This window comes from Filimonas zeae, from assembly GCF_014641615.1.
Lineage (GTDB): Bacteria > Bacteroidota > Bacteroidia > Chitinophagales > Chitinophagaceae > Filimonas > Filimonas zeae.
Window position 1 is genome coordinate 591339 of the sequence record NZ_BMIB01000001.1, and the last position, 21835, is coordinate 613173.

21 protein-coding genes are annotated in these 21835 nt (G+C 47.0%); 12 read left to right on the forward strand and 9 right to left on the reverse strand.

The window, feature by feature from the left end; translation table 11 throughout:
- Positions 1-92 precede the first annotated feature (92 nt).
- Entirely contained in the window at positions 93-1616 is a 1524-nt protein-coding gene (locus IEY13_RS02520; protein WP_188950361.1) for a S10 family peptidase, read from the forward strand.
- Here the strand turns inward: IEY13_RS02520 and IEY13_RS02525 are convergent, their stop codons facing one another.
- Positions 1617-3548, reverse strand: a complete 1932-nt coding sequence (locus IEY13_RS02525) for a T9SS type B sorting domain-containing protein (protein WP_188950363.1) — start codon at positions 3546-3548, stop codon at positions 1617-1619.
- 177 nt (positions 3549-3725) lie between these two features.
- Between IEY13_RS02525 and IEY13_RS02530 the strand changes: the two genes are divergently transcribed.
- The 4 genes from IEY13_RS02530 to IEY13_RS02545 all read left to right on the forward strand — a co-directional run bounded on the left by IEY13_RS02530 (position 3726) and on the right by IEY13_RS02545 (position 8568).
- Positions 3726-3884: a hypothetical protein gene (locus IEY13_RS02530; RefSeq protein ID WP_188950365.1), complete on the forward strand. Its 159-nt coding sequence runs from the start codon at positions 3726-3728 to the stop codon at positions 3882-3884.
- Between the two features lie 27 nt (positions 3885-3911).
- Positions 3912-7079, forward strand: a complete 3168-nt coding sequence (locus IEY13_RS02535) for a DUF8696 domain-containing protein (RefSeq protein WP_188950367.1) — start codon at positions 3912-3914, stop codon at positions 7077-7079.
- 138 nt (positions 7080-7217) lie between these two features.
- The gene (locus IEY13_RS02540) at positions 7218-8099 is read left to right on the forward strand and encodes a helix-turn-helix domain-containing protein (protein WP_188950369.1); all 882 of its coding nucleotides are present in this window, start codon (positions 7218-7220) and stop codon (positions 8097-8099) included.
- A 10-nt stretch (positions 8100-8109) separates the two neighbouring features.
- On the forward strand, positions 8110-8568 hold the full coding sequence (locus IEY13_RS02545; protein WP_188950372.1) for a DUF983 domain-containing protein: 459 nt from the start codon (positions 8110-8112) through the stop codon (positions 8566-8568).
- 15 nt (positions 8569-8583) lie between these two features.
- On the opposite strand, the gene IEY13_RS02550 is transcribed toward IEY13_RS02545, so the two are convergent.
- From IEY13_RS02550 to IEY13_RS02565, 4 genes are all read right to left on the reverse strand, one after another.
- A complete protein-coding gene (locus tag IEY13_RS02550; RefSeq protein ID WP_188950373.1) occupies positions 8584-10860 on the reverse strand; it encodes a cation:proton antiporter domain-containing protein in 2277 nt (758 codons plus the stop codon).
- Positions 10861-10956: 96 nt separating this feature from the next.
- Positions 10957-11697, reverse strand: a complete 741-nt coding sequence (locus IEY13_RS02555; protein ID WP_188950375.1) for a LytR/AlgR family response regulator transcription factor — start codon at positions 11695-11697, stop codon at positions 10957-10959.
- Positions 11663-12430 carry a sensor histidine kinase gene (locus IEY13_RS02560; protein ID WP_229687684.1) on the reverse strand — a complete coding sequence of 256 codons (768 nt, stop codon included), beginning with the start codon at positions 12428-12430 and terminating at the stop codon, positions 11663-11665. Before IEY13_RS02560 ends, IEY13_RS02555 begins: the two co-directional genes overlap by 35 nt.
- 88 nt (positions 12431-12518) lie before the next feature.
- Positions 12519-12701 (reverse strand): hypothetical protein, encoded by a 183-nt coding sequence (locus IEY13_RS02565; protein ID WP_188950376.1) that lies wholly within the window; start codon positions 12699-12701, stop codon positions 12519-12521.
- An 89-nt stretch (positions 12702-12790) separates the two neighbouring features.
- Here IEY13_RS02565 and IEY13_RS02570 point away from each other — a divergent pair, with 89 nt between their 5' ends.
- Positions 12791-13198 (forward strand): cupin domain-containing protein, encoded by a 408-nt coding sequence (locus IEY13_RS02570; RefSeq protein ID WP_188950378.1) that lies wholly within the window; start codon positions 12791-12793, stop codon positions 13196-13198.
- Here IEY13_RS02570 and IEY13_RS02575 read toward each other — a convergent pair.
- Positions 13195-14265, reverse strand: a complete 1071-nt coding sequence (locus tag IEY13_RS02575) for a class I fructose-bisphosphate aldolase (RefSeq protein ID WP_188950380.1) — start codon at positions 14263-14265, stop codon at positions 13195-13197. The two genes, IEY13_RS02570 and IEY13_RS02575, sit on opposite strands and share 4 nt — an antisense overlap.
- A 152-nt stretch (positions 14266-14417) precedes the next feature.
- Between IEY13_RS02575 and IEY13_RS02580 the strand changes: the two genes are divergently transcribed.
- Together IEY13_RS02580 and IEY13_RS02585 are read left to right on the forward strand one after the other, a co-directional pair.
- Complete coding sequence (locus IEY13_RS02580; protein WP_188950382.1) at positions 14418-15470, forward strand: UDP-glucose--hexose-1-phosphate uridylyltransferase; 1053 nt, start codon at positions 14418-14420, stop codon at positions 15468-15470.
- 57 nt (positions 15471-15527) lie between these two features.
- Positions 15528-16046, forward strand: a complete 519-nt coding sequence (locus tag IEY13_RS02585; RefSeq protein ID WP_188950384.1) for an acyl-CoA thioesterase — start codon at positions 15528-15530, stop codon at positions 16044-16046.
- Positions 16047-16103: 57 nt separating this feature from the next.
- On the opposite strand, the gene IEY13_RS02590 is transcribed toward IEY13_RS02585, so the two are convergent.
- Positions 16104-16457, reverse strand: a complete 354-nt coding sequence (locus IEY13_RS02590; protein WP_188950386.1) for a hypothetical protein — start codon at positions 16455-16457, stop codon at positions 16104-16106.
- 207 nt (positions 16458-16664) lie between these two features.
- Entirely contained in the window at positions 16665-17519 is an 855-nt protein-coding gene (locus IEY13_RS02595; RefSeq protein ID WP_188950388.1) for a lysophospholipid acyltransferase family protein, read from the reverse strand.
- Positions 17520-17647: 128 nt separating this feature from the next.
- Here IEY13_RS02595 and IEY13_RS02600 point away from each other — a divergent pair, with 128 nt between their 5' ends.
- The 4 genes from IEY13_RS02600 (at position 17648) to IEY13_RS02615 (ending at position 20299) form a co-directional block, all read left to right on the forward strand.
- Complete coding sequence (locus IEY13_RS02600; protein WP_188950390.1) at positions 17648-18358, forward strand: SIMPL domain-containing protein; 711 nt, start codon at positions 17648-17650, stop codon at positions 18356-18358.
- A gap of 41 nt (positions 18359-18399) precedes the next feature.
- Entirely contained in the window at positions 18400-19059 is a 660-nt protein-coding gene (gene hxpB / locus IEY13_RS02605; RefSeq protein WP_188950392.1) for a hexitol phosphatase HxpB, read from the forward strand.
- Between the two features lie 143 nt (positions 19060-19202).
- Entirely contained in the window at positions 19203-19607 is a 405-nt protein-coding gene (locus IEY13_RS02610; protein WP_188950394.1) for a hypothetical protein, read from the forward strand.
- Positions 19608-19831: 224 nt separating this feature from the next.
- Complete coding sequence (locus tag IEY13_RS02615) at positions 19832-20299, forward strand: hypothetical protein (RefSeq protein WP_188950396.1); 468 nt, start codon at positions 19832-19834, stop codon at positions 20297-20299.
- Between the two features lie 222 nt (positions 20300-20521).
- On the opposite strand, the gene fabF is transcribed toward IEY13_RS02615, so the two are convergent.
- Positions 20522-21763: a beta-ketoacyl-ACP synthase II gene (gene fabF / locus IEY13_RS02620; protein ID WP_188950398.1), complete on the reverse strand. Its 1242-nt coding sequence runs from the start codon at positions 21761-21763 to the stop codon at positions 20522-20524.
- Positions 21764-21835: the final 72 nt, after the last annotated feature.

A 21835-nucleotide genomic window follows, 5' to 3' on the forward strand; every position in this document is an offset into this window, starting at 1 on the left:
TACAAATCAGCCCGGATATAAACAAATGCAGGCGTCGTTGTTTGCGTTGATTCTGTTACATTTAGGCCTGCATTATCAAAATTCAATTTACCATGAGAAAATTTCTACTACCCTTGTTGGGGGTGGCTGCGCTGGCAGCGGCAGGTACTGCCCGTGCGCAGGAGGGCAATTCTAAAAACGAAATGCCGGTATCTCCCGGCCGTATTCTGCAGGTTTATTCTGCGGTAGTTACCAGACATGAGGTAACTATTAAGGGGCAAAAAGTGCCGTACACCGCTACCGCCGGCAGTTTACCGGTGTGGGATGAGGATGGCAGACCTGTGGCCGGTGTTTTTTACACGTACTATGAGCGGGAGGATATCAGGGATAAATCCGGCCGTCCGCTGGTTATTTCTTTCAACGGCGGGCCTGGCACCCCATCTGTATGGATGGAGATTGGTTATACCGGCCCGCGTTTGCTGAATATAGATGATGAGGGCTATCCGGTACAGCCTTTCGGGCTGCGCGATAATCCGCATTCGATACTGGATGTGGCGGATATTGTATATGTAGACCCTGTAAACACCGGCTATTCCAGACCGGTGCATAAAGATGTTCCAGGCTCCCGGTTTTTTGGGGTTAATGCGGATATTAAATACCTGGCAGAGTGGATTAACACTTTTGTTACCCGTAAAAACCGCTGGGCTTCTCCCAAGTTTTTAATTGGCGAAAGCTATGGCACCACCCGTGTATCGGGGCTGGCGCTGGAGTTACAGAATGCGCACTGGATGTACCTGAACGGGGTAATTCTGGTATCGCCTACCGAGCTGGGTATTGACCGTAATGGCCCGCTGGATGCAGCATTAAAGCTGCCTTATTTTGCAGCTACTGCCTGGTACCACAAAAAACTACCGGCCGATTTGCAACAGAAAGAACTTACAGCCCTGTTGCCCGAGGTGGAGCAGTTTACTATTCAGGAACTGATACCCGCCCTTTCGCGCGGCGGCTCGCTGGATGTGCAGGCACGTAATGCCATTGCAGGCAAAATAGCCCGTTACAGCGGTATTGCAGAAAAAGTGGTGCAGGAGAATAACCTGAATGTATCGTTTAACCTGTTCTGGAAAGAACTGTTGCGTGAGCAGGGTTTTACCGTAGGGCGACTGGATTCGCGCTATAAGGGTATTGACAAGCAGAACGGCGGTAGCGAGCCGGACTACAATGCAGAGCTTACCGCCTGGTTACAGTCTTTTACCCCGGCTATTAATATTTACCTGCGCGAAGAGCTGAAATATAAAACCGATTTAAAATACAATATGTTTGGCAAGGTATGGCCCTGGGATAACCAGAACAACCAAACCGGTGAAAACCTCCGCCAGGCCATTGCACAGAACCCTTTTCTGCACCTGCTGGTGCAGAGTGGTTATTACGATGGAGCCTGCGATTATTTCAACGCCAAATACAGCATGTGGCAGATGGACCCCGGTGGCAGGCTGAAGGGGCGCCTGAAATGGGAGGGGTACCGCAGCGGACATATGATGTACCTGCGTAAGGAAGACCTGGCGGCCGCCAATGAAAACCTGCGTACGTTTATCAGAGAATCTATACCTGCCAAAGGGCAGCCGGCTAAATACGAATAACTATAAAACCAGTACACTGCCACTGCGGCGCGGACTGCCGTTTTTTAAATCGATCAGATAATAATAGGTGCCTGCGGGCACCTTTTTGTTGTTATAAGTGCCATCCCATGGTTTGCTGTATCCTTTGCTATAAAATACACGCGCACCAAAGCGGCCAAACACACTCACTTCTGTATTGGGGTACAGCCTCAGCTCCGGTATTAACCAGGTATCATGTATACCATCGCCATTGGGCGAAAAGGCATTGGGTACAATAATATCCCGCACCACTTCAATCCACACATCATCTGTAGTAGTACCGCATGGGTTGGTAACATGCAGGGTAAACAATACCGGCTCTTCGGGGGTGGTGTAGGGGGTAAGGCTGCCTGCGTTGCTTAATAGTGCGGCAGGCGTCCAGTACCAGGTATCGGCAACGCCGCTGTAGCTGCCGTTAAGCTGTGCTGTTTTGCCGTGGGCAATTATCTGGTCGTCCCCTGCGTGGGTGGCAGGCACATCCATAACCGTAATGTATACAGAAGCAGTATCGGTACAGCCATATGCAGTGGTAACTGTAAGCTGGTATTGGGTGCTGCTGAGCGGCGTTGCGGTGGGGGTTGCAGCATTGGCGTTGGACAGATAAGTGGCGGGCGTCCATTGATAGGTGCCGCCTCCGGCGCCTTTCAGTAGCGTTCTTTCTCCTTTGCATATAGTAACCGGTGTGCCTGCATGGGCAACGGGTGTGGGGTGCACCTGTGTTACCAGGCTGGAATCGGTATTGCTGCACCCTTTATCAGACACAGCGGTTACATAGTACCTGCCGCTGTTACCGTCTGTTACCTGGTTTATGGCAATGCTGTTGCCGGTAGCGGTAAAGTTGTCCGGGCCTTTCCATGCTGCGCTGATATTGCTGGTGCTGGTAACCGTTGCCCGTAGTGTATCGCCCGTACAGAGGGATGCATTGCCGGTTACCTGCAATGCAGGTGTAGGGTTTATGTATACGGAAATGGCATTGGATGCTGTGCGGCAGCTGTAAGAAGCAATATTGCCTGCTTCTGCAATGCTTAACCGGTATTTTTTATAGCCGGGCAGGGCATTGGCTGGTATATCTACTATATAGTTGGTTTGGGTGGCACCGGCAATATCCTGCCAGGTAAAACCATCATCTATGCTGGATTGCCATTGGTAAGCGGGATCATCGCCACCACCGGAAATAATGGTATTGATTCTTATTCTGGCGGTGGTACCCTGGCAAATATTCTGCGTGGCGCTGCTGCTGCCTGCTACATACGCATTCATCATACGGCCGCAGGGGCGAAAGGTAATATCATCCAGCCCCAGATCGTTACCACAGCCGCCGGGCGCGTTATTGCGCATACGTATTACCACATCGCGCACATTGGGTTGTGTAACAAAGTAAGCGCCGTATTGCTTCCATGTGGCGGTTTCGGTAGCTGCTATATCACCGCTTTCAATGGTTTTAATAACGGTACCATCCAGCTTTGCTATTATAAAAGTTACGTTGGGTAAAATAAGGCTGTTGCCGCAGATGCTGTTGGGTTTATTCAGGTTTACAATCCAGGATGCAAACTCGTAGGTGGTATTGCCGCAAAGGCCGTGAATGGTGTCTGTATAAAAAGTTCCCGTGTCTGCGGCTGCGTTTACAATCATAAAATACCCGTTGGAATTGCCGGTATGGTCGTTGGTAACATGCCAGGAATCTGCGGCACCGCTGGTACTGGTTTTTGAAATGCTGTAGCTGCCATCGTTGGGGCCGTTGCTGTTTACAAAAGTATAATTGGTGCTATAGGCGGGGAGGGCTTTGCCGTAGGTGTTGGTGCCAGATCCAAAGTCTATATTCACTACGGGGTCGCCAAGGCTACCGGTGCAGAGTTGCGCGGTAGCGGTGGTATAGGTAATGGTAAGTAAGAGGAGCAGCAGGTATCTGAACATTGGATTGGATTAATAAGGGCCGTAGGATATAGAGCCGGCTCAAAGATATTACGAGTTATGGCTTTACTGAAAAATAAATTCATTGCGTAACAGCTGTTAAGCGTTGCGGATGCAAATATGTACCCGCTGTTATTTTATGATACCTTAATGTATACCAGAACTGCTTATTACAGGTGTATGCGTGCAAACCGCTTTGATGTACAGGCGTTTGATGAATGGTGTGTGGTGTATTGCACGGTATGGTTACCATGTGTGCAGCAGCAGGCTGTAGTGTCTGTTGCAACAAAAGACAATTTGCAGAACGTGTTTGTACAACAGAAAAAAGAAATAAAATAAATTTTATTACCAAAACTAACGGCAATTATGAAAGTGTGCATTACTGCGGCAGTACAAGCGCTGCTGCTTTTTATTGTTGTATTATGTATTCATTATCCCCTGCATGCGCAAACCTGTAGCGGAACCCCTGTGGCAGGTACTGTTACAGCTGCGTTACCGGTTATATGTACCGGCGAAGAAATGAAGCTGTTTATTACCGGTTTTTCAGCAGGCACAGATATAGTGGTGCAGTGGCAGCAATCGGCCGATCAGGTGCAATGGGCCGATATAGCGGGCGCAACCGATACCCCTTATGTGTATAAACTGCCCAATACTTTTATAGGGCAGTATTACCGCGCAAAGGTTACCTGTACCGGCTCCGGCCTTTCTGCTTACAGCAATGCCGTGCAGGTAACGGTACCCAATTTTGCCCAATATGCGGCCCTGCCTTTTGCAGAAGATTTTGATGGCGGCTGGATAAGCATCTGTAAAACAGGCTTGCTGCCGCAGCCATGGGGCTCGGGCATTAACTGGTTTAACTGGCCCGCAGCCGGTAACAGCTCGTGGCGGCGGAACGACCGTTATGAAGATGGAAGCTGGTCTTCCGATTTTGGGGGGTATACACCCACTTCCACTACGGGCGATTACTCTGCCCGCTTTCACAGTACGTATGGCAGCGAGGGATACCTTCAACTGTATATAAATGCATCTAATACGGCAGAACCTGAACTGAAAAAGCTTTCGTTCGATTATATTAATACAGACGGTACTGATAAAGTGGTGATATGGCTTTCCACCAATGGCGGGGCTGATTTTGTGCGGCTGGATAGTGTGGCTACTGCCGCTAAATGGACAAAGAAGGAAGTATTTTTTACTACCTATGCTTCGCAGGTAATTCTTCGTTTTGCGGGCATTGCCGATAATGGTAATTCGGATATAGGGTTAGATAACGTACGGGTGGCAGCCACTTACCCCTGCACCGGAGCGCCTGTTATTAACGGGGTTTCGGCTGATAAAAGCAGTATGTGTGCCGGAGCTTCCGTTGAGGTACAGCTGGATGGAATGACGGGCAATACAGAAGGTGTTACCTACCAGTGGCAGTACTCCACAGATAACGGCAGCACCTGGCAAAATTTTACCGGTGCTACCGGCAGCAGCTATACCACACCTTTAACAGTTAGCACCGGCTTGCGTTTACAGGCTACCTGCCCCTTTGCCAGCCAGAGCAGTGTAAGCAATGTAGTGCAGGTAGCTGTTAGCCCACGGGTAAGCGGCACAGACTTTACTATTAACAAAGCGTTGCCCACCGGCGGAAAGAATTTTGCCAGCTTTAACGATGCGTATAGCTTTTTAAAATGTGGTATTGACGGCCCTGTGGAGTTTACCGTAGCTGCAGGCAGCGGAACTTATACGGAGCAGCTGATACTGGAGCAGGTGGCAGGCGCTTCGGAAACCAACACCATTACATTTAACGGTAATGGCAACACCATTGCCTGGAGTGCTACAGATGAAAGTGAGCGTGCAGTGGTTAAATTAAGAGGCGCTTCTTATTTTATTTTTAAACAGCTTACTATTAATGCCGTACCAGCAGAAAGCGACCGCAACAGCCACTTTGGGGTAGGGGTGCATCTGTTACAGAATGCAGATGCCAATACCTTCCGCAACTGTACCATATTGTCAGATACGGTGGGAAACTCTTACAGTTATTATGCAGTGGTTATTAACGGCAGTGATAAGGATGAGTATAATAAAGACGGACTTTGCGATGGAAATGTGTTTGATGCAGATACCATTGTAGGTGGGCAGTACAATATATACATGGCCAGTAACCCCGGCGCACCCAATACCAATAATCATTTTACCAATAATCTGTTAAGAGATGCGTGGTCGCGCGGGGTATCTGTTATAGGTGCGGCAGCCACCTATCTGGAAAATAATACGTTCACCAGCTATGTAAGAAATGCCGCTTTCCCGGCGGCTTCTGTGCTGTCTTACGTGTATATTGAAGGTTTTAGTTTTGGTACCTATATTACTAAGAATATATTCACGCATCCGTTTGGTACGCAAAAAACGGGTATCAATTCTTTCTTCGGCATATTTGATGGTACCAACGATTCCAGCCCCGGTGGCGGCCTGGTGGTAACCAATAACGTGTTTTACGATATCTCTCATTGCGAAACCGTTACGGCTGTTTTTTCCGGAACGTCGGGTGGCGTTTTTCTGCATAACACCATTGATATCAATTATACCAATACAAGCCCGTGGAGTATGTTAACCGGCCTGCGTTTTGGCCGTTCTGCCACTGGCGTTACCCTGCGTAATAACATTGTAACGGTAACGCATAATGGTACCGGTAAAGCACACGCGGTATTTACGTTTGGCGATGCTATTAACAGCGATAACAGTGTGTACTATATTACGGGTGATGGTGATAATAATATAGGGCAGATAAACGGTACGGATTATAAAACACTGAGTGATCTGCAAACCGGTACAGGGGGCGATGCGGCTTCTGTATCTGCAGACCCTGCTTATGCAGATGTGGTAAATGGCGATCTGCACCCCATGGAGCGGAAAGTAAACGATATTGGTGCTGCCGGTACCGGCATTACAGATGATATTACCGGTGTGGTAAGAAGTACCACTGCACCGGATGCGGGCGCTTATGAATTTACCCCCATAGTGTGTACACCCTTTGCAGATTTTACCTTGCCTGCGCCTGCCTGTGCAGGTGAGCAATTACGCTTTATACCGGCAGATACCGTTGGGGCAGGGCAGGCGGTTGCATGGGCATGGAGTTATGGAGATGGTAAAACGGCTGATACACATACAGGCGCTGCTATGTACGCGCAGGCCGGGCAGTATGATGTTAAGTTTACCGTTACGGATAGCTATGGCTGCACAAAGGATACCGTAAAAACGGTTACGGTTACAGAATGCCGTACCAGTGTGTTTGTACCCAATACGTTTACCCCTAATGGGGATGGTAATAACGATGTGCTGAAAGTGTATGGCTTTTCATTGAAAGCGCTGCGTATGGTAATATTTAACCAGTGGGGGCAGCAGATTTTTGAAACTACCGATGTGCAGCAGGGCTGGGATGGTACTTTTAAAGGCGCCAGGCAGTCAACAGGCGTTTATATGTATGTATGCACGGTTACTGTGGCAGATGGGACGCAGGTGGTAAAAAAGGGGGCTGTTAACCTTATACGTTAGCAGTACATTAATGCTCCGTTACACATGAGTTTTCATGGTACTTTTTACACATCCGTAAAAAGTACCATGATTCCCCTGTAAAATACAGCAGCCGGGTAGGCTTGTTGCGGTACCTTTGTGTGGTAAAGCAAAAGGGATATGAGCAAGCTTAAATATCCAACGTTTGGAATTGGAAACCTGGTGGCAGAAAAATCGAAAGATGAGTTGTGGGTGGCAGACCGCTTTAAGCAATATCTTTCTAACAACCCGCACTTACAGGTTGCTCACGGGCACAGCTACTACCATCTGCTTTACTTTACACAGGGCAGTGGTGAGCATGTGATTGATTTTACCCACTATCCTGTACAAAAAGGCGCTATATACTTTATGAAGCCCGGCCAGGTACATAACTGGTATTTTACCGTACCGGCCGATGGGTATGTAATTAATTTTTCAGACGGTTTTTTTGAACAGGCTTTTATACGCTCGCAGGTACTGGAGCATTTTCCGTTCTGGGAGCCTATGGCCGGGCCGCAGGTAATTCAGTTGCCTGCACCGGAACAGAAGAAAGTAGAGGCCGTATTTGAGCAGATACTGAAAGAACAGACGGGCCAGGCCGCTATGAACCGTGAAATGATGGCCGCTATGCTGTTACAGCTGTTTATTACCGTTAAAAGAAGCATGCCTGTTGCGGAAACCCTGCCGGTAAGTTATAACGCCACGTTAATGCGCAATTTTCAGCAACTGATAGAAAGAAACTATGCGGTGCTGAAACTGCCTAAGGAATATGCAGCCCTGCTGTACATTACACCCAACCATTTGAATGCTTTGTGTAAAGATCATCTGGGGGTATCTGCCGGCGAACTGATACGTAAACGCATATTACTGGAGGCAAAGCGCCTGCTGGTAAATCTGGAACTGAGTATACATGAAATAGCATCCCGGCTTAATTTTCAGGACAGCTCTTATTTCATCAAGTTTTTTAAAAAAGATACAGGTATAACGCCTGAGGCTTTCCGCAAGCAATTTCAACACGTTTAAATATATTGTTATGAACGCTCATGATACTGCCAAACCCAACTGGCTGGTAAGTGTATGCCATACCCATTGCCCACGTTGCCGCAGAGGTGATATGTTTAAGGATCCTAATCCTTATCATTTAAAAAGTACGCTGGCTATGAATGAAAGCTGCCCGGTGTGCGGACAGCAGTTTGATATTGAAGTAGGTTTTTACTACGGCACCAGCTATGTAAGCTATGCGTTTTCTATAGCCGTTAGCGTGGCCAGCTTTATAGCCTGGTGGGTATTTATAGGCTTTTCATTAAACGATAACCGGCTGTTCTGGTGGTTGGGTGCAAATGCGTTGTTGCTGGTGGCTTTGCAGCCGATATTTATGCGGCTGGCGCGTACCATATGGCTTGCGTTTTTTGTAGGGTACGATAAAGATTGGAAAAACCGCCCGGCCAAAGCGCCCGAGCGGGTGAACGATCAAATGAAAAATGCCTGGTAACAGGCATTTTTTTCTTTACGGTTTTATAATAAGCACAGAAGGCGTGTGGCTTAACCAGGCGCTTTCGTTATCTATCGATTTTTTCCAGCTGTCCAGGCTTATCAGCATCAGGTGCTGCTGCTCCAGAAAAGCCTGCTCAATATTGCGCCCGCTGTACAAGGCAATATGGTTGGGTGCTATCTGTTCAATAGCCCGTATGTTTTCTTTAAACTCAGGGTTTTGTTTAATTACACCTGCTACATCCAGCACCACCACGCGGGCTTCACTGTTGTGTATCAGCTTTTGGGCGTAAATAAGCAGAAAGCTGTCGCTTATGGAAAGTATAGGTATAAATATATTCTCCAGCTGCGGCAGGTTTCTGTCAACAAAAATACCTACCGGTAATTTAGCCCCTTTGGTTACCTGCCGTATCTGTTCATCAAAGGCAGAGGTATCAAACAGTTTTTCCTTACCGGTAATAGTATCGTATAATCTTTCCGGGTTAATAATCTTGTTGGTAAAGCCCAGTATTTTGCCCAGCAGGGTGCCTTCAAATACGGAGGAGCCTACACCTATCAGCAGCAGATCAAAATTGCCGGTATTGGCCGTATGCACAATTTCTTCTGTTACATCCAGCGTAGGCTTAAACAATGGTGTAAGCGGCAGGTTCAGCTTTTCCGCCTCTGCGGTAACCGGTTCAAAACTTTCCCGCTCATACTCATCCTGGTTAAACTGGTTCAGCTCGCTACTGGGCGAAAGGTGCAGTGCAGTTACATGTGCATTGGGGGTTGCTTTTTTTACCAGCCGGTTAGCCAGCTGAATTAACGAAACACCTTTGGCAGCGTTGCCAAAAGATACCAGTATGTTATAGCGTATGCCGTGTTGTAATTCTTCTGTTAATGCAGGCTCGCGCGGTTCGGGCATAAAGCGGTTTACCAGGTCCAGCGCGGGGCCGGTCATAAACGTGGTGGCCAGGGCCATCAGCACCATCATGGCAAATACTTCCGGTGTAAGCACCCCCAGGTCGTATCCTATATTCAGTACAATCAGTTCCATTAAACCACGGGTATTCATCAGCGCACCTATAGATATACTGTCGCGCCAGCTTTGGCCTACAAACCTGGCGGCCAGCGCGCTTCCGGCAAACTTACCGGTTACGGCCACCAGTACAATCATACCACATACGCCCCACATATGCGGATCGTTTAACAGGCCTATTTCGGTTCGTAAACCGGTAAACACAAAAAACAGTGGCAGCAACAGCACCAGCGATACATCTTCTACCTTTTCAATAAAAATATTACGGAAGCTGATATTGGCAGGCATAATAACCCCGGCCATAAATGCGCCGAACAGGGCGTGAATACCTATTACTTCGGTAGTAAAGGAAGAGAGCAGCAGCGTGATAAAAAATACTGCCACCACCGGTTTGCTCAGCGCTTCTTTGTTGGAATACTTGTCGCCTATTCTTTTAAGAAATGGCTGTACCAGGCGCAGCATTACAAACACATAAGCCAGCGCCATTAATATGGTATATAGTGAACTGAGTACCGAGCCTGCTTTTACAATGGCAATAACCACAGCCAGTATACACCAGGCGGTAATATCATCTGCCGCCGCACAGGTAATTACAATGGTGCCCAGCCGGGTTTTGGAAAGCCCACGTTCCTGTACAATACGTGCCAGTACCGGAAAGGCGGTTATGCTCATGGCTATGCCGGTAAACAGGCCGAATGACAGGAAATTGATGTTGTCCGGCGCAAAATCGCGGTACAGATAATAGGAGAGGGCTATGCCCAGGCTAAACGGAAATATAATACTGGCATGGCTTACTACCACAGCATCTTTGGCTTTGTTCTTCAGCACTTTCAGGTCCAGCTCCATGCCTATTACAAACATGAACAGTATTAAGCCTATCTGACTTAGAAACTGAAGGTTGCCGAGGGAGTTGGGAGGGAATAAAAAGGCAGAGATTTCCGGCGACCAGCTTTTGAGAAAAGAAGGGCCGAGAAAAATACCTGCTGCTATTTCGCCAATTACGGTGGGCTGTTTAATCTTCTTACACAAAAAGCCAAAGGCGCGTGCTACCAATATAATGGTGATAATCTGCAATAACAGTATAGCCAGCGGATGCGTAAGGTTATGAAAATAAGTGTCTTTAAACTGATCCCAGGTAGAGGCCGATATCTGGGGAACAAAGTGGTTTACCTTATCGGTTTCCAGTAATCTGCCCTTGTGTAAAAACAAGTAAATAAGGGCTGAAAACGCGGCAATAGTAACTACATAAAATAGCAGGTTTTTGTATTTTCTCATGGTGCCGTTTTAAACTATGGCAAACATATTCTATTGCCTGCTGATATAACAGCACGGTGTAATCAACCGGTTGTTTTTTGTAACAAAAACCGGAAATTATGTACCCTGCGGCTTGTTGCCTGTGCGGGCGGTAAAACCGGCTTTATAGGTTTCGCCCAGGGTTAGTATCAATGGCTTGTTATCCGGCCCTGGTATATGCGTGGTAATTTCTTCATGCGAAAAGAAGTTGACAGCTCTCAGCGCCAGTATTTCTTTTTTGTTAATGCGGCAAAAGCTTTGGGCGGGCAGCAGTTTCAGTAACTGATCAAAGGATATGTTTTTTAACACCAGGGTTTGGTTGTTATCCAGTGTTGCCAGTTTATCCCGCTTGTCCTGGTCAGAAGTGGTAAGCAGCAGCAACTGATCAAAGTACAAAAGCGCCTTGCCCTGGCTGGTGTTCAGTTGTACAAACTGCCTTCCGGGTGCAGCTGCGGGTGGCTGTATTTTGTCTGCAGCCTTTTGCAGCGCTTTTTCCAGCCGTTCTTTCTGTATAGGTTTACGTATATAATCTATGGCTTCCAGGTCAAACGCTTCGGCTGCATATTCTTTATAAGCCGTGGTAAAAATAACCGGCTTGCCTTGCAGCAGCCGGGCTACGGCAAGGCCGTTCAGCCCCGGCATTTCAATATCGGTAATACACAGGTCAAACTCCAGCTGGTCTGCTTCTGCCAGCAGCTTTAACGGATCGTTAAAGGCTCTTACTACTTCCACGCCTTCTATCTGCTCACACAACATGCGCAGGTAGGTAAGGCCCGGCAGTTCATCATCCAGCAGTAAACATCTTATTCTTGTGCTCAAGCAGGTTTATTTTTAAATGTGCAACATATACATCTCCCTCGGCACCATGCTTCAGCTGGTAATCATCCTGATAAATTACCGAAAGCCTTTTTTGCAGGCTATCGGTACCAAAGCCGCCGCGTTCTTTTTTTAACGCGGGTTTGCTGCTTATTTTATTAGATACGGTAATGCTGAATACAGGGCCTTTTAATTCAAACAGCACGGCAATAAAAGCGTTTTCGCTTTGCAGGTCGGCATGTTTAAAAGCATTCTCTACCAGGTCAATCATAATCAGCGGGGCTATCAGTGGCTGATTGTACAGGGCATTACCGGTGTCTACTTTATTCTTTACCCGCAGGTCAAAAAGCGGGCTTACTTTTACGCGGTTAATCTCAATAAGGCTGAGGCAGAATTCAATTTCTTCCTGTAGCGTAACATACTTCCGGTCGCTTTCATACAGAATATAATCCAGCACATTGGATAGTTTGTCCAGTGCATAGTACGTTTGATAAGCGTGGCTTTGAATGGTGTTGAGCGTGTTTTTAAACAGATGCGGATTCAGTTTGTAGCCAATGGTTTCCAGCTGGCTGGCTTGTACGGTACGTTCCAGTGCCTTGTATTGTTCTGTGGCAGCGCGGTGCTTTTTTTGCTCCTGCAGCAGGCGTAGCAACAGCCATGCAATAGTGGTAATTGCCACTATCAGCAAGCTGGTAATAATGGCGGTAGAAGTAACTATAATAAGTAGTGGTATCAATAACGCTTATTTAACACAAGCTTCAAAGATAACAGCTTCCTTCTGTAAACAATAAAGCCGGTAGTGGTACCGGCTTTATCATGCATGTTTAACTGCCCTGGTTATCACCCATTTTTTCGGCTTTCGTCTCCTTTTTATTATGGGTAATATCAGAGCCTTTAAAATCCTGTTCTTCGTTTTTACGGCTGTCCATATCGTCTTTGTTTTCGGGCCTTGTTTTACCCTTTACCTGAACGGGTTTGGTGGCCGGTTTCATGGTTGCGTTTTTCATAACTCATTCTTTTGTAAGATTGGTTAAAAAACCGTGCCTGCAACTGGTAAGTTTCTTGTAGTAGGGTAGGTGTACCAAATAGAATACCTATGAGTAAAAGCAATAACGCCACGTTTCGCCGCCCGGATGGCAGCAGGCCTATTGATGATGATCGTATTGTAACAGACCTGGAAGAACGTATACAACAACTGGAGGCGGAAGAAGCCTGGCAAAAGAACGACCGCAATGGTATTACGCTGTTTAAAACCACCGGCATTACCGTGGTATTAAGCACCCTGCGTGAAGGCGCCAGTATTACAGATAACACTGCAGCGGGTATTATGACGGTGCAGGTGCTGGATGGCCGGGTAGAGGCCAGGGTGGGCAATAACAACCATAAAGCCGGTAAAGGTGAAATGCTGTTTATACACCGGGAAGAACCACACACTATTCAGGTGCTGGAACATGCCCGGCTGCTGATTACCCTTACCGGCGATACTGGTGGTGATAATGTTTAAGCAATGGTTACCTGCTTTTCCAGATATACATCCTGTATAGCCTGCAGCAGTTCCACCCCTTCTTTAAAAGGCCGCTGAAACGCCTTGCGGCCCGATATAAGGCCCGTACCACCGGCACGTTTGTTAATAACGGCGGTGAGTACGGCTTCTTTTAAATCGCCTTCGCCCGAAGAAGCACCGCCGGAATTAATAAGCCCCGCGCGGCCCATATAACAGTTGGCTACCTGGTAGCGGCACAGATCAATAGGGTTGTCGCTGGTGAGTTGTGTGTAAATACGGTCATCCAGTTTACCATAACTGCTGCCGCCGGTGTTCAGTGCCTTAAAGCCCCCGTTGTTTTCAGGTAATTTCTGTTTAATAATATCGGCCTGTATGGTTACGCCCAGGTGGTTGGCCTGGCCGGTAAGGTCGGCAGATACATGATAGTCTGTACCCTCTTTCTTAAAAGCATTGTTGCGCAGGTAACACCAGAGTATCGTGGCCATGCCCAGCTGATGTGCTTCTTCAAAGGCTTTGGCTACTTCCACTATCTGCCTGCCGGCTTCGGGCGAGCCAAAGTAAATAGTAGCACCCACCGCAGCAGCGCCCAGGTTCCAGGCATCTTTAACAGAACCAAAAAGTATCTGATCGTACTGGTTAGGATAGGTAAGTAACTCGTTGTGGTTAATTTTTACAATAAGGGGAATTTTATGCGCATATTTACGCGATACCATAGCCAGGCCGCCAAACGTGGTAGCTACTGCGTTACAGCCCCCTTCTATGGCCAGTTTAACAATATTTTCAGGATCGAAGTAAATAGGGTTGGGGGCAAACGAGGCGCCTGCACTGTGTTCTATTCCCTGATCTACGGGAAGTATAGATAAGTAACCGGTACCTGCCAAACGGCCATGGCCATACAACGCCTGCAGATTACGCAGGGTAGGAATGTTGCGCGAAGAGGCGCTGAATACATTATCTATAAAATCGGGCGAAGGCAGGTGCAGCTGCTCTTTAGCAATGGTGTGGCACTGGTGCTGCAGCAGCGATGCTTTATCGCCCAGCAGCGCTTCAATTTTTGCATAAGTCATACAAACTATTTTGTAATGTGTAAAAGGGTAAACGGGCCGCAATTATTTTGCCCTTTTTTTTTCAGGCCCGATCGGATATTTTTGCCGCAACTTTCAGCGCCTGCCATTTAAAAAGTCTGAAACCCCTTTCCAACAACATAGCAAGCACATTTATGCAAACATTTGATTTTACCGAACATCCCCACACCCGGCAGAACATTTTAACAGGTGATTGGGTACTAGTGTCTCCACACAGAACCAAAAGACCCTGGCAGGGCAAGGTAGAAACCTTACCGGCAGATGACCGGCCTGCTTACGACCCTGGCTGTTACCTGTGTGCCGGCAATAAAAGAGCAGATGGCAGTATTAACCCGCAGTACACAGATTCTTTTGTGTTTACCAACGATTACTCTGCTTTACTGGCCGATACGCCGGTAGGCGAACTGAACAAAGGCGGTTTGTTACAGGCCCGCTCTGAGTCTGGCATCTGCCGTGTTATCAGCTTTTCGCCCGATCACAGCCTTACCCTGCCTCAGTTAACCGTTCCTGCCATTACCAAAGTGGTGGAGCTGTGGACAGAAGAGTTTAAGCAGTTATCTGCCAATCCGGCTATTAAATACATTCAGATTTTTGAGAACAAAGGCGAGATTATGGGTTGCAGCAACCCGCACCCGCATGGTCAGATCTGGAGTGGCGGTTCTTTACCCCTTGAAATAGTGAAGGAAACTGCCCGCCAGAAGGCGTACTTTGAGGAGCATGGACGCAGCCTGCTGAGCGACTATGTACAGCTGGAACTGGCCGAGAAAGAGCGTATTGTAGTAGAGAATGAACATTTTGTAGCGCTGGTACCTTTTTGGGCGGTATGGCCTTACGAAACCATGATTGTAAGCAAAAGGCACGTAACCACCCTGCTGGAGTTTACGGCAGCAGAAAGAACCGCGCTGGCTGATATTCTGAAAAGATTAACGGCTAAGTACGACAACCTGTTCGAAATTTCTTTCCCATACTCTGCCGGTATACACCAGGCACCGGTAAACGATGGCGACCATAAAGAGTGGCATTGGCATATGCATTTTTACCCGCCATTGCTGCGTTCTGCTACCGTTAAAAAGTTTATGGTGGGTTACGAAATGCTGGCCAATCCGCAGCGCGATGTTACCCCTGAGTGGGCAGCAGACCGCCTGAGAAGCCTGAGCGAAGTGCATTACAAAGAGCAAAAGAAATAAGTACCCTTATTCATAGAATTAGTGTGTACGTTTGTTTTATAAATGATATCAGAACCCATGCAAGCAAAAAAGGCCAGTGAGAGTTTTACAATAATGAACGAGCTGGTATTGCCCAACGATACCAATGTGTTTGGTAATCTGATGGGCGGACGTTTGATGTACTGGATGGATATAGCTGCGGCTATTGCTTCCGGCAAACATTGTAATGCGCCGTGTATGACTGCCAGCGTAGATAATCTGAGCTTTAAAACCCCGATAAAGCTGGGTAACACCGTGCATATTGAGGCTAAAGTAACCCGTGCCTTCAACACCTCTATGGAAATTCACCTGAAGGTATGGGGAGAAGATCACCTGCACCAGTACAGTTACGAAAGCAATGAAGCGTATTACACATTCGTAGCGCTTGACCCTAACAGCAACCCCCGCAAGGTACCACCGGTAATTGCGGAAACCGATGAGGAGAAATCGCTGTATGAAGGTGCGTTGCGCCGCAGACAGCTGCGTCTGGTGCTGGCCGGTAAAATGAAGCCGGAAGAAGCTACCGAACTGCGTGCATTTTTTACCGGAGATAAGTAGGTGTACAGGCAGGAAGCTGCCTTACACAAAGGTATAATTACTGCCCCTGATTTACTGTCAGGGGCATTTTTGTGTACGGTGCCGGTATCTGTTGCACAGGCTGCACGTCTGGTTGGTGTTCCCGGGTTTGCGGGGAAGATGCTGGTGGGCACCATTGGTATGCAAAATTTGCCACTTCATATGTTTGGGTACTTCTTTGGAGTGTTTGCGTACTTTCTTCTGCTGGTTGCGGACATGGTGGTACCAGGTGAGTACTACTTTGGGCCCAACGGCAGTGCTGACTGGTATGAACAGGAAGCGGCATTGGTGTGCCTGAAGCGTTTCCTGGGGGTTTTTATACTTATTTATATGACTGGCAGGCTCCGTGGTATGCATGGGAGCCCCGTGCATACGAACGGGAAGCTGACTCATGTGGCTGTAACAGTTTTGTATGTAACAGGGTAGCCCCCACATCGGACCTGAGTGCGTTGCCAGTTGATTTACCAGGTCCGGCGCCTTAACTTCTAAGGCAACTATCGGAAGTATGCGGCCCGGCAACTCACTGGCTATGCCAGATATGTAAAGCGGGTATACCGTGGTTACGATATACCCGCCTTGTATAAGGTGTAGTATAAAAGTTTATGCCTGAGGAGGTTGCGGAGCTTCCGTAACAGCTACAGCGGTGGCAGCGGCAGCTTCTGCGGCTACAGTTTCCTGCTGTTTCAGCTTATTCATATGGTGCTTGCCCTTCAGCATGTATTTCTTGCTTTGTTCTATAGCATCCATTACCTGGTCCAGAATTTCTTCTACCGGCGCTTCGTAGTTAACTACCAGTGGTGCTTTAAAGCGGATAGATAACAGGGAGCCTTTTTTCTTGAACACCAGGCCCTTTTTGTTAAAAGCACGCCAGAAACCATTGATTACCACAGGCACAACCACTGGTTTGTTGTTCTTGATAATATGGGCAGTGCCTTTACGGCCAGGTGCAAAAGGTTTGGTGGTACCCTGCGGGAAGGTGATAATCCAGCTTGTTTTTAAAGCGCGGGTAATTTTACGGGTATCGGAAGGGTCCAGGCCCGTTCTTATTTCCGTAGCATTTCTGCGCCAGGTACGTTTTACGGTTAAAGCACCCGCCAGTTTAAAAAAGCGGCTGATAAAGCTACCGTTCATGGTTTCTTCCGCAGCAACGTAATAAACACTGGTAAAAGGGCTTAACAGGTAGTAGGGCAGGCCTAATCTGTTGCGTTTGCGCCATTTTACCGCACAGAATATGTGCAGAAAGGTAATTACGTCTGCAAAGTACGTCTGGTGGTTACTTACAAATAGTACGTTGTTCCGTGGCAGCTTTTCAATGTGCTCAGTACCCTCTATTTTAATACGGTTCACCCATACAAGGCCAGGGTAAGATACGGCGCCCACAATGGCATACACTATCGATCTTACTATCCTTATATGTTTCAATCTCTCTGTAAGAGGTTTTTTCGGTCGTCTCATTAATGTCTTTTTAGCTGACAAGCGCGTGCAAAATACGCATTGTCAAATAATTGTTAAGGTAAACGATCATATATTTTGTAGTTATGTAATTATAATTTTTACAACATCATTCTATAAAAGCAAGTTTTATGAAGAAGATTTTAGTATTGCTGGGGGCCGTATCTGCCATATTTACCGCCTCCGCACAGCAGCCCGGCGTAACGCAAAAGACTATAAATGTGACCGGTACAGCAGAAATGGAGGTAGTTCCCGACGAAATTTATGTACAGGTAACCTTGCAGGAGTATGACAAAAAGGGTTCTGGCAAAATAAACCTGGAAACCATTAAAAATAATTTCCTGGCCGCGTGCAAAAATGTAGGGTTAACAGAGAAAGACGTGAGTGTGCAGAGCTTTTCGGGCCACGACGGTAATTACTGGATTTATAAAAAGAACAAAAAGCAGAATCCGGACATGAAAGCCAGCATTACTTATTCGGTAAAATTTGCAGATTTACAGAAGATGGAGCAACTGGTTGATAAACTGGACGATGAGGCTACCCAAAGTTTTTCTATTGCACGTACCGGCCACAGTAAAATGGAAGAGTACAAAAAGCAGCTGAAAATAGAAGCCATTAAAGCTGCCAAAGCCAAAGCGGTGTACCTGGCAGCTGCCCTGGGTGAAGAAGTGGGCGGTGCTGTTACCATTAACGACCCTAATGAAGAGAGCAGCCCGGTAATTTTTCCGCAGGTGAGAATGATGGCTAATACGGTAATGGATGCAGCAGGCGGCGGGCTGGATGTAGACTTTAAAAAGATAAAACTACAGTTTAGCGTATCTGTAACCTTTGCCTTAAAGTAGTACCTGTTACAAACCTATCTTTGCGCCTTTAATAAAAGCGCATGCAAATAGATACGGTAATATTTGATATGGACGGGTTGTTGATTGATAGCGAACCTTTATGGGGGGAAGCGGCAGATGACCTGTTTAGTCAATACGGATTTAAACTTTCACACGAACAATATGCCACCACTACCGGGCTTCGCACAAGGGAGTTTGTGCAGTGGTGGTTTCGTAAATATAATATAGATCCGCGGGAGGACGAGAAGGCCGAAATACGGATTATTGACCTGGTAATGGAGAAAATAGGCCAGCGCGGGCATATCATGCCGGGCGTACACTACATTTTCGAGTTTTTTAAGCAGCGCGGGTTTAAAATAGGCCTGGCCTCTTCCAGTCCGCAGCGTATGATAGACCAGGTAGTGGATATTGTAGGGGTAAAAGAATACCTGCAGGTAACTTCTTCTGCCGGTGAGCTGCCCTACGGCAAGCCGCACCCGCTGGTGTACCTGAACTGCGCCCAGATGCTGAATTCTGCACCAACCAGTTGCATTGCGTTTGAAGATTCTTTTAATGGTATGATAGCGGCCAAAGCAGCGCGTATGAAGTGCGTGGTGGTACCCCATCACAGTCAGCAGAAAGAAGAGCGTTGGGGAGCGGCGGATTTAAAACTTACTTCGCTGCAAAACTTCGGGCAGCTGCATCTGGAGCTGGTGAACTAAGGGATGCTAAGCAAGGGATGCGGGTTGAACGGTTCCCGTTCCACATAAGGATAAAAATAAAGGCGACATCTTCCGGTGCCGCCTTTATTTTAGTGACCCGGGAAAGGCCGGGATTTCAAGTAGTTTAATGGAATAACTTTTGGATGTGTAAAGGATATGTATTTGGGGGCCTGGATTGGGTTAACCGTAACCTAAACCCGCTTACAGATATATATCACCTGGTACTCGGAAAAGATATTGTTTATGGTACTCCTGTAAGTAGGATCGGAGCTGCCAGTAAGTTAACTGTTGCTGTAGTTGGAGGTAAGGTGATTGGTGCGGCCATGAGTGGTGTAGGTAAAGTTGCTGTAGGAGCAGCTGTGGGTGATGCTTCGGGCGTTGTAGCAGGTGAGGCTGTAGGGGAGGTCGCTGGTGCTGAGGTAGCAGCAGTAGAAACAAGGTTTATTGCTGATGAGGCTGGTGGGATCTTGGATCGTAAAATGTTTGAAGGGTTGAAGGAGGTGCAGGTGATTGTAAAGGGGGGAGAGGTGGAACTCAGTTACCTTTAACCGGACAGCCTAGTACTTATGCAAATCTGGGCAATGGGCATAGGATTGTTTATGGAAAAGATGGAAGGGCATTGTTTGATGTATCTGTGGAACGGATAAAGGCCATTGAATGGAATGTGAGCCCTAAAGGAGCTTGGTTTCCTAAGAAAGGAAGTGAAACGAAATATTTGTTAATAATGTTCCCGGTGAAGTACTTAGTGCTTTGGGGCTTTAATTGAAGTTAAATGAATAAAGAGCTTAAGAGTTTTGTCGATATAGAGGTAATGGACAAGTTTCCATCGCAGCATCCCATAAAAAGCTTTTTCAATTACGTGCAAAATTTGGTAGGTCTCGAGGGGGCGTTGTCTGTTGCTGGTATTTTAGCGCCGGATTTAATTGAGGAAGCGGGGTGTGTTTTTCTTAAAGAAAACTATCCTGTTATTGCAAATAATGGTCTTTACAAAGTTTATGGGGATGATAGAAAGTCTATGGAACGGTATGTTAACACTCTGTGTTTGTCTGATTTTTATTTACTCGCAGCCGACGAGGCATCTTCTGATGAAGAATTGCTGTTGAAGCTTGCTGAAATTATAGTAAAGTTTTGGTCAATGTATTTAGAAAAGCTTTTTCCTGCGAGAGCATTCCAAATGGAAATTTCTAAAGATGGGTTGTTTGATGAGTACGGTGTTTGTATAACGTTTTCACAGCTATAAAACTTAAAACTGTTTTATAAAATAAGTCAATAGAAGCTTTTCATATCTTGGTCTTTAATTAAAGGACTAAATATCCACACTACCTTATCTTAGAACCTCCTTTGGTACTATAAACTAAAACGCCCGCAAAAGCGGGCGTTTTAGTTTATAGCTATTACTCTAACTGGCCAAAAAAATAATGCAATGAATTTCCTTACTGGTTTTCAATCAAGTCAAGTGTACTTATGCTTTCTTAAAAATAGCAGTGGCAATATGCCCGCCAAAGCCGAAAGTATTACTCATGGCGTATTTCACCTCTTTCTGCACAGCAGTACCCAGGGTAAGGTTAAGGCCCGCAGGTAATTCAGGATCTACGTCTTTGGTATTGATGGTTGGTGGTATCAGATTGTGCTGCAACGCCTGTATACAGGCTATAGCTTCTACAGCACCGGCAGCACCCAGCAGGTGACCGGTCATAGATTTGGTAGCGCTGATGTGTAGTTTGGCTGCATGCTCACCAAACATACGTTGGGTGGCTTTCAGTTCGCTGTTATCACCCAGTGGGGTAGAAGTGGCATGTGCGTTCAGGTAGTCTATTTCTGCTGCAGTAATACCTGCATCTTCCAGGGCTGCTTCCATACCCAGGTAAGCGCCTTCGCCTTCGGGGTGGGTGCCGGTAAGGTGGTAGGCATCGCCTGCCATGCCGCCGCCTGCTACTTCTGCCAGTATGGTAGCGCCACGTTTTACCGCATGCTCGTACTCTTCCAGAATTAAGGCGCCTGCACCTTCGCCCATTACAAAGCCATCACGGTTTACATCAAACGGACGGGAAGCAACTGCCGGGTTTTCGTTAAACGTACTCAGCGCTTTTACCGCGTTAAAGCCGCCCATGCCGGTTTCGTTAATAGGTGCCTCTGAACCACCGGTAATAATCATTTCCGCTTTACCCCATTTAATATAGTTAAACGCATCAATGATGGCTGTGTTAGAAGTAGCACAGGCCGAAACGGTGGTAAAGTTTACACCACGCAGGCCATGTTTAATAGAAATAATGCCCGAAGCAATGTCCACAATCATTTTAGGAATGAAGAACGGGTTAAAGCGTGGGGTACCATCGCCTTTGGCAAATTCCATTACCTGCTCCTGAAAGGTTTGAATGCCGCCGTTGCCAGAACCCCATATTACGCCAATGCGGTTTCTGTTAAGGGTGCTGAAATCAATGCCGGCCTGTTTAATGGCTTCTTCAACGGCAATTAAAGCGTATTGGGTATATACATCATATTTACGGGCTTCTGCCTTTTCAATATGATCCAGTGGATTAAAGTTTTTCAGTTCGCAGGCAAACCGGGTTTTAAATTTCGCCGCATCAAAACGGGTAATAGGTGCCGCACCACTCACGCCATTAACAAGAGAATTCCAAAAGTCATTCACGTTATTTCCTATAGGGGTTAAAGCTCCTAAGCCTGTTACTACAACTCGCCTCATAATGGTATAAACATTTTTTCAGAGCGCAAAAATAAGGGCATGCGGCCAATGTTAACGCCTCACTCTTCAAAC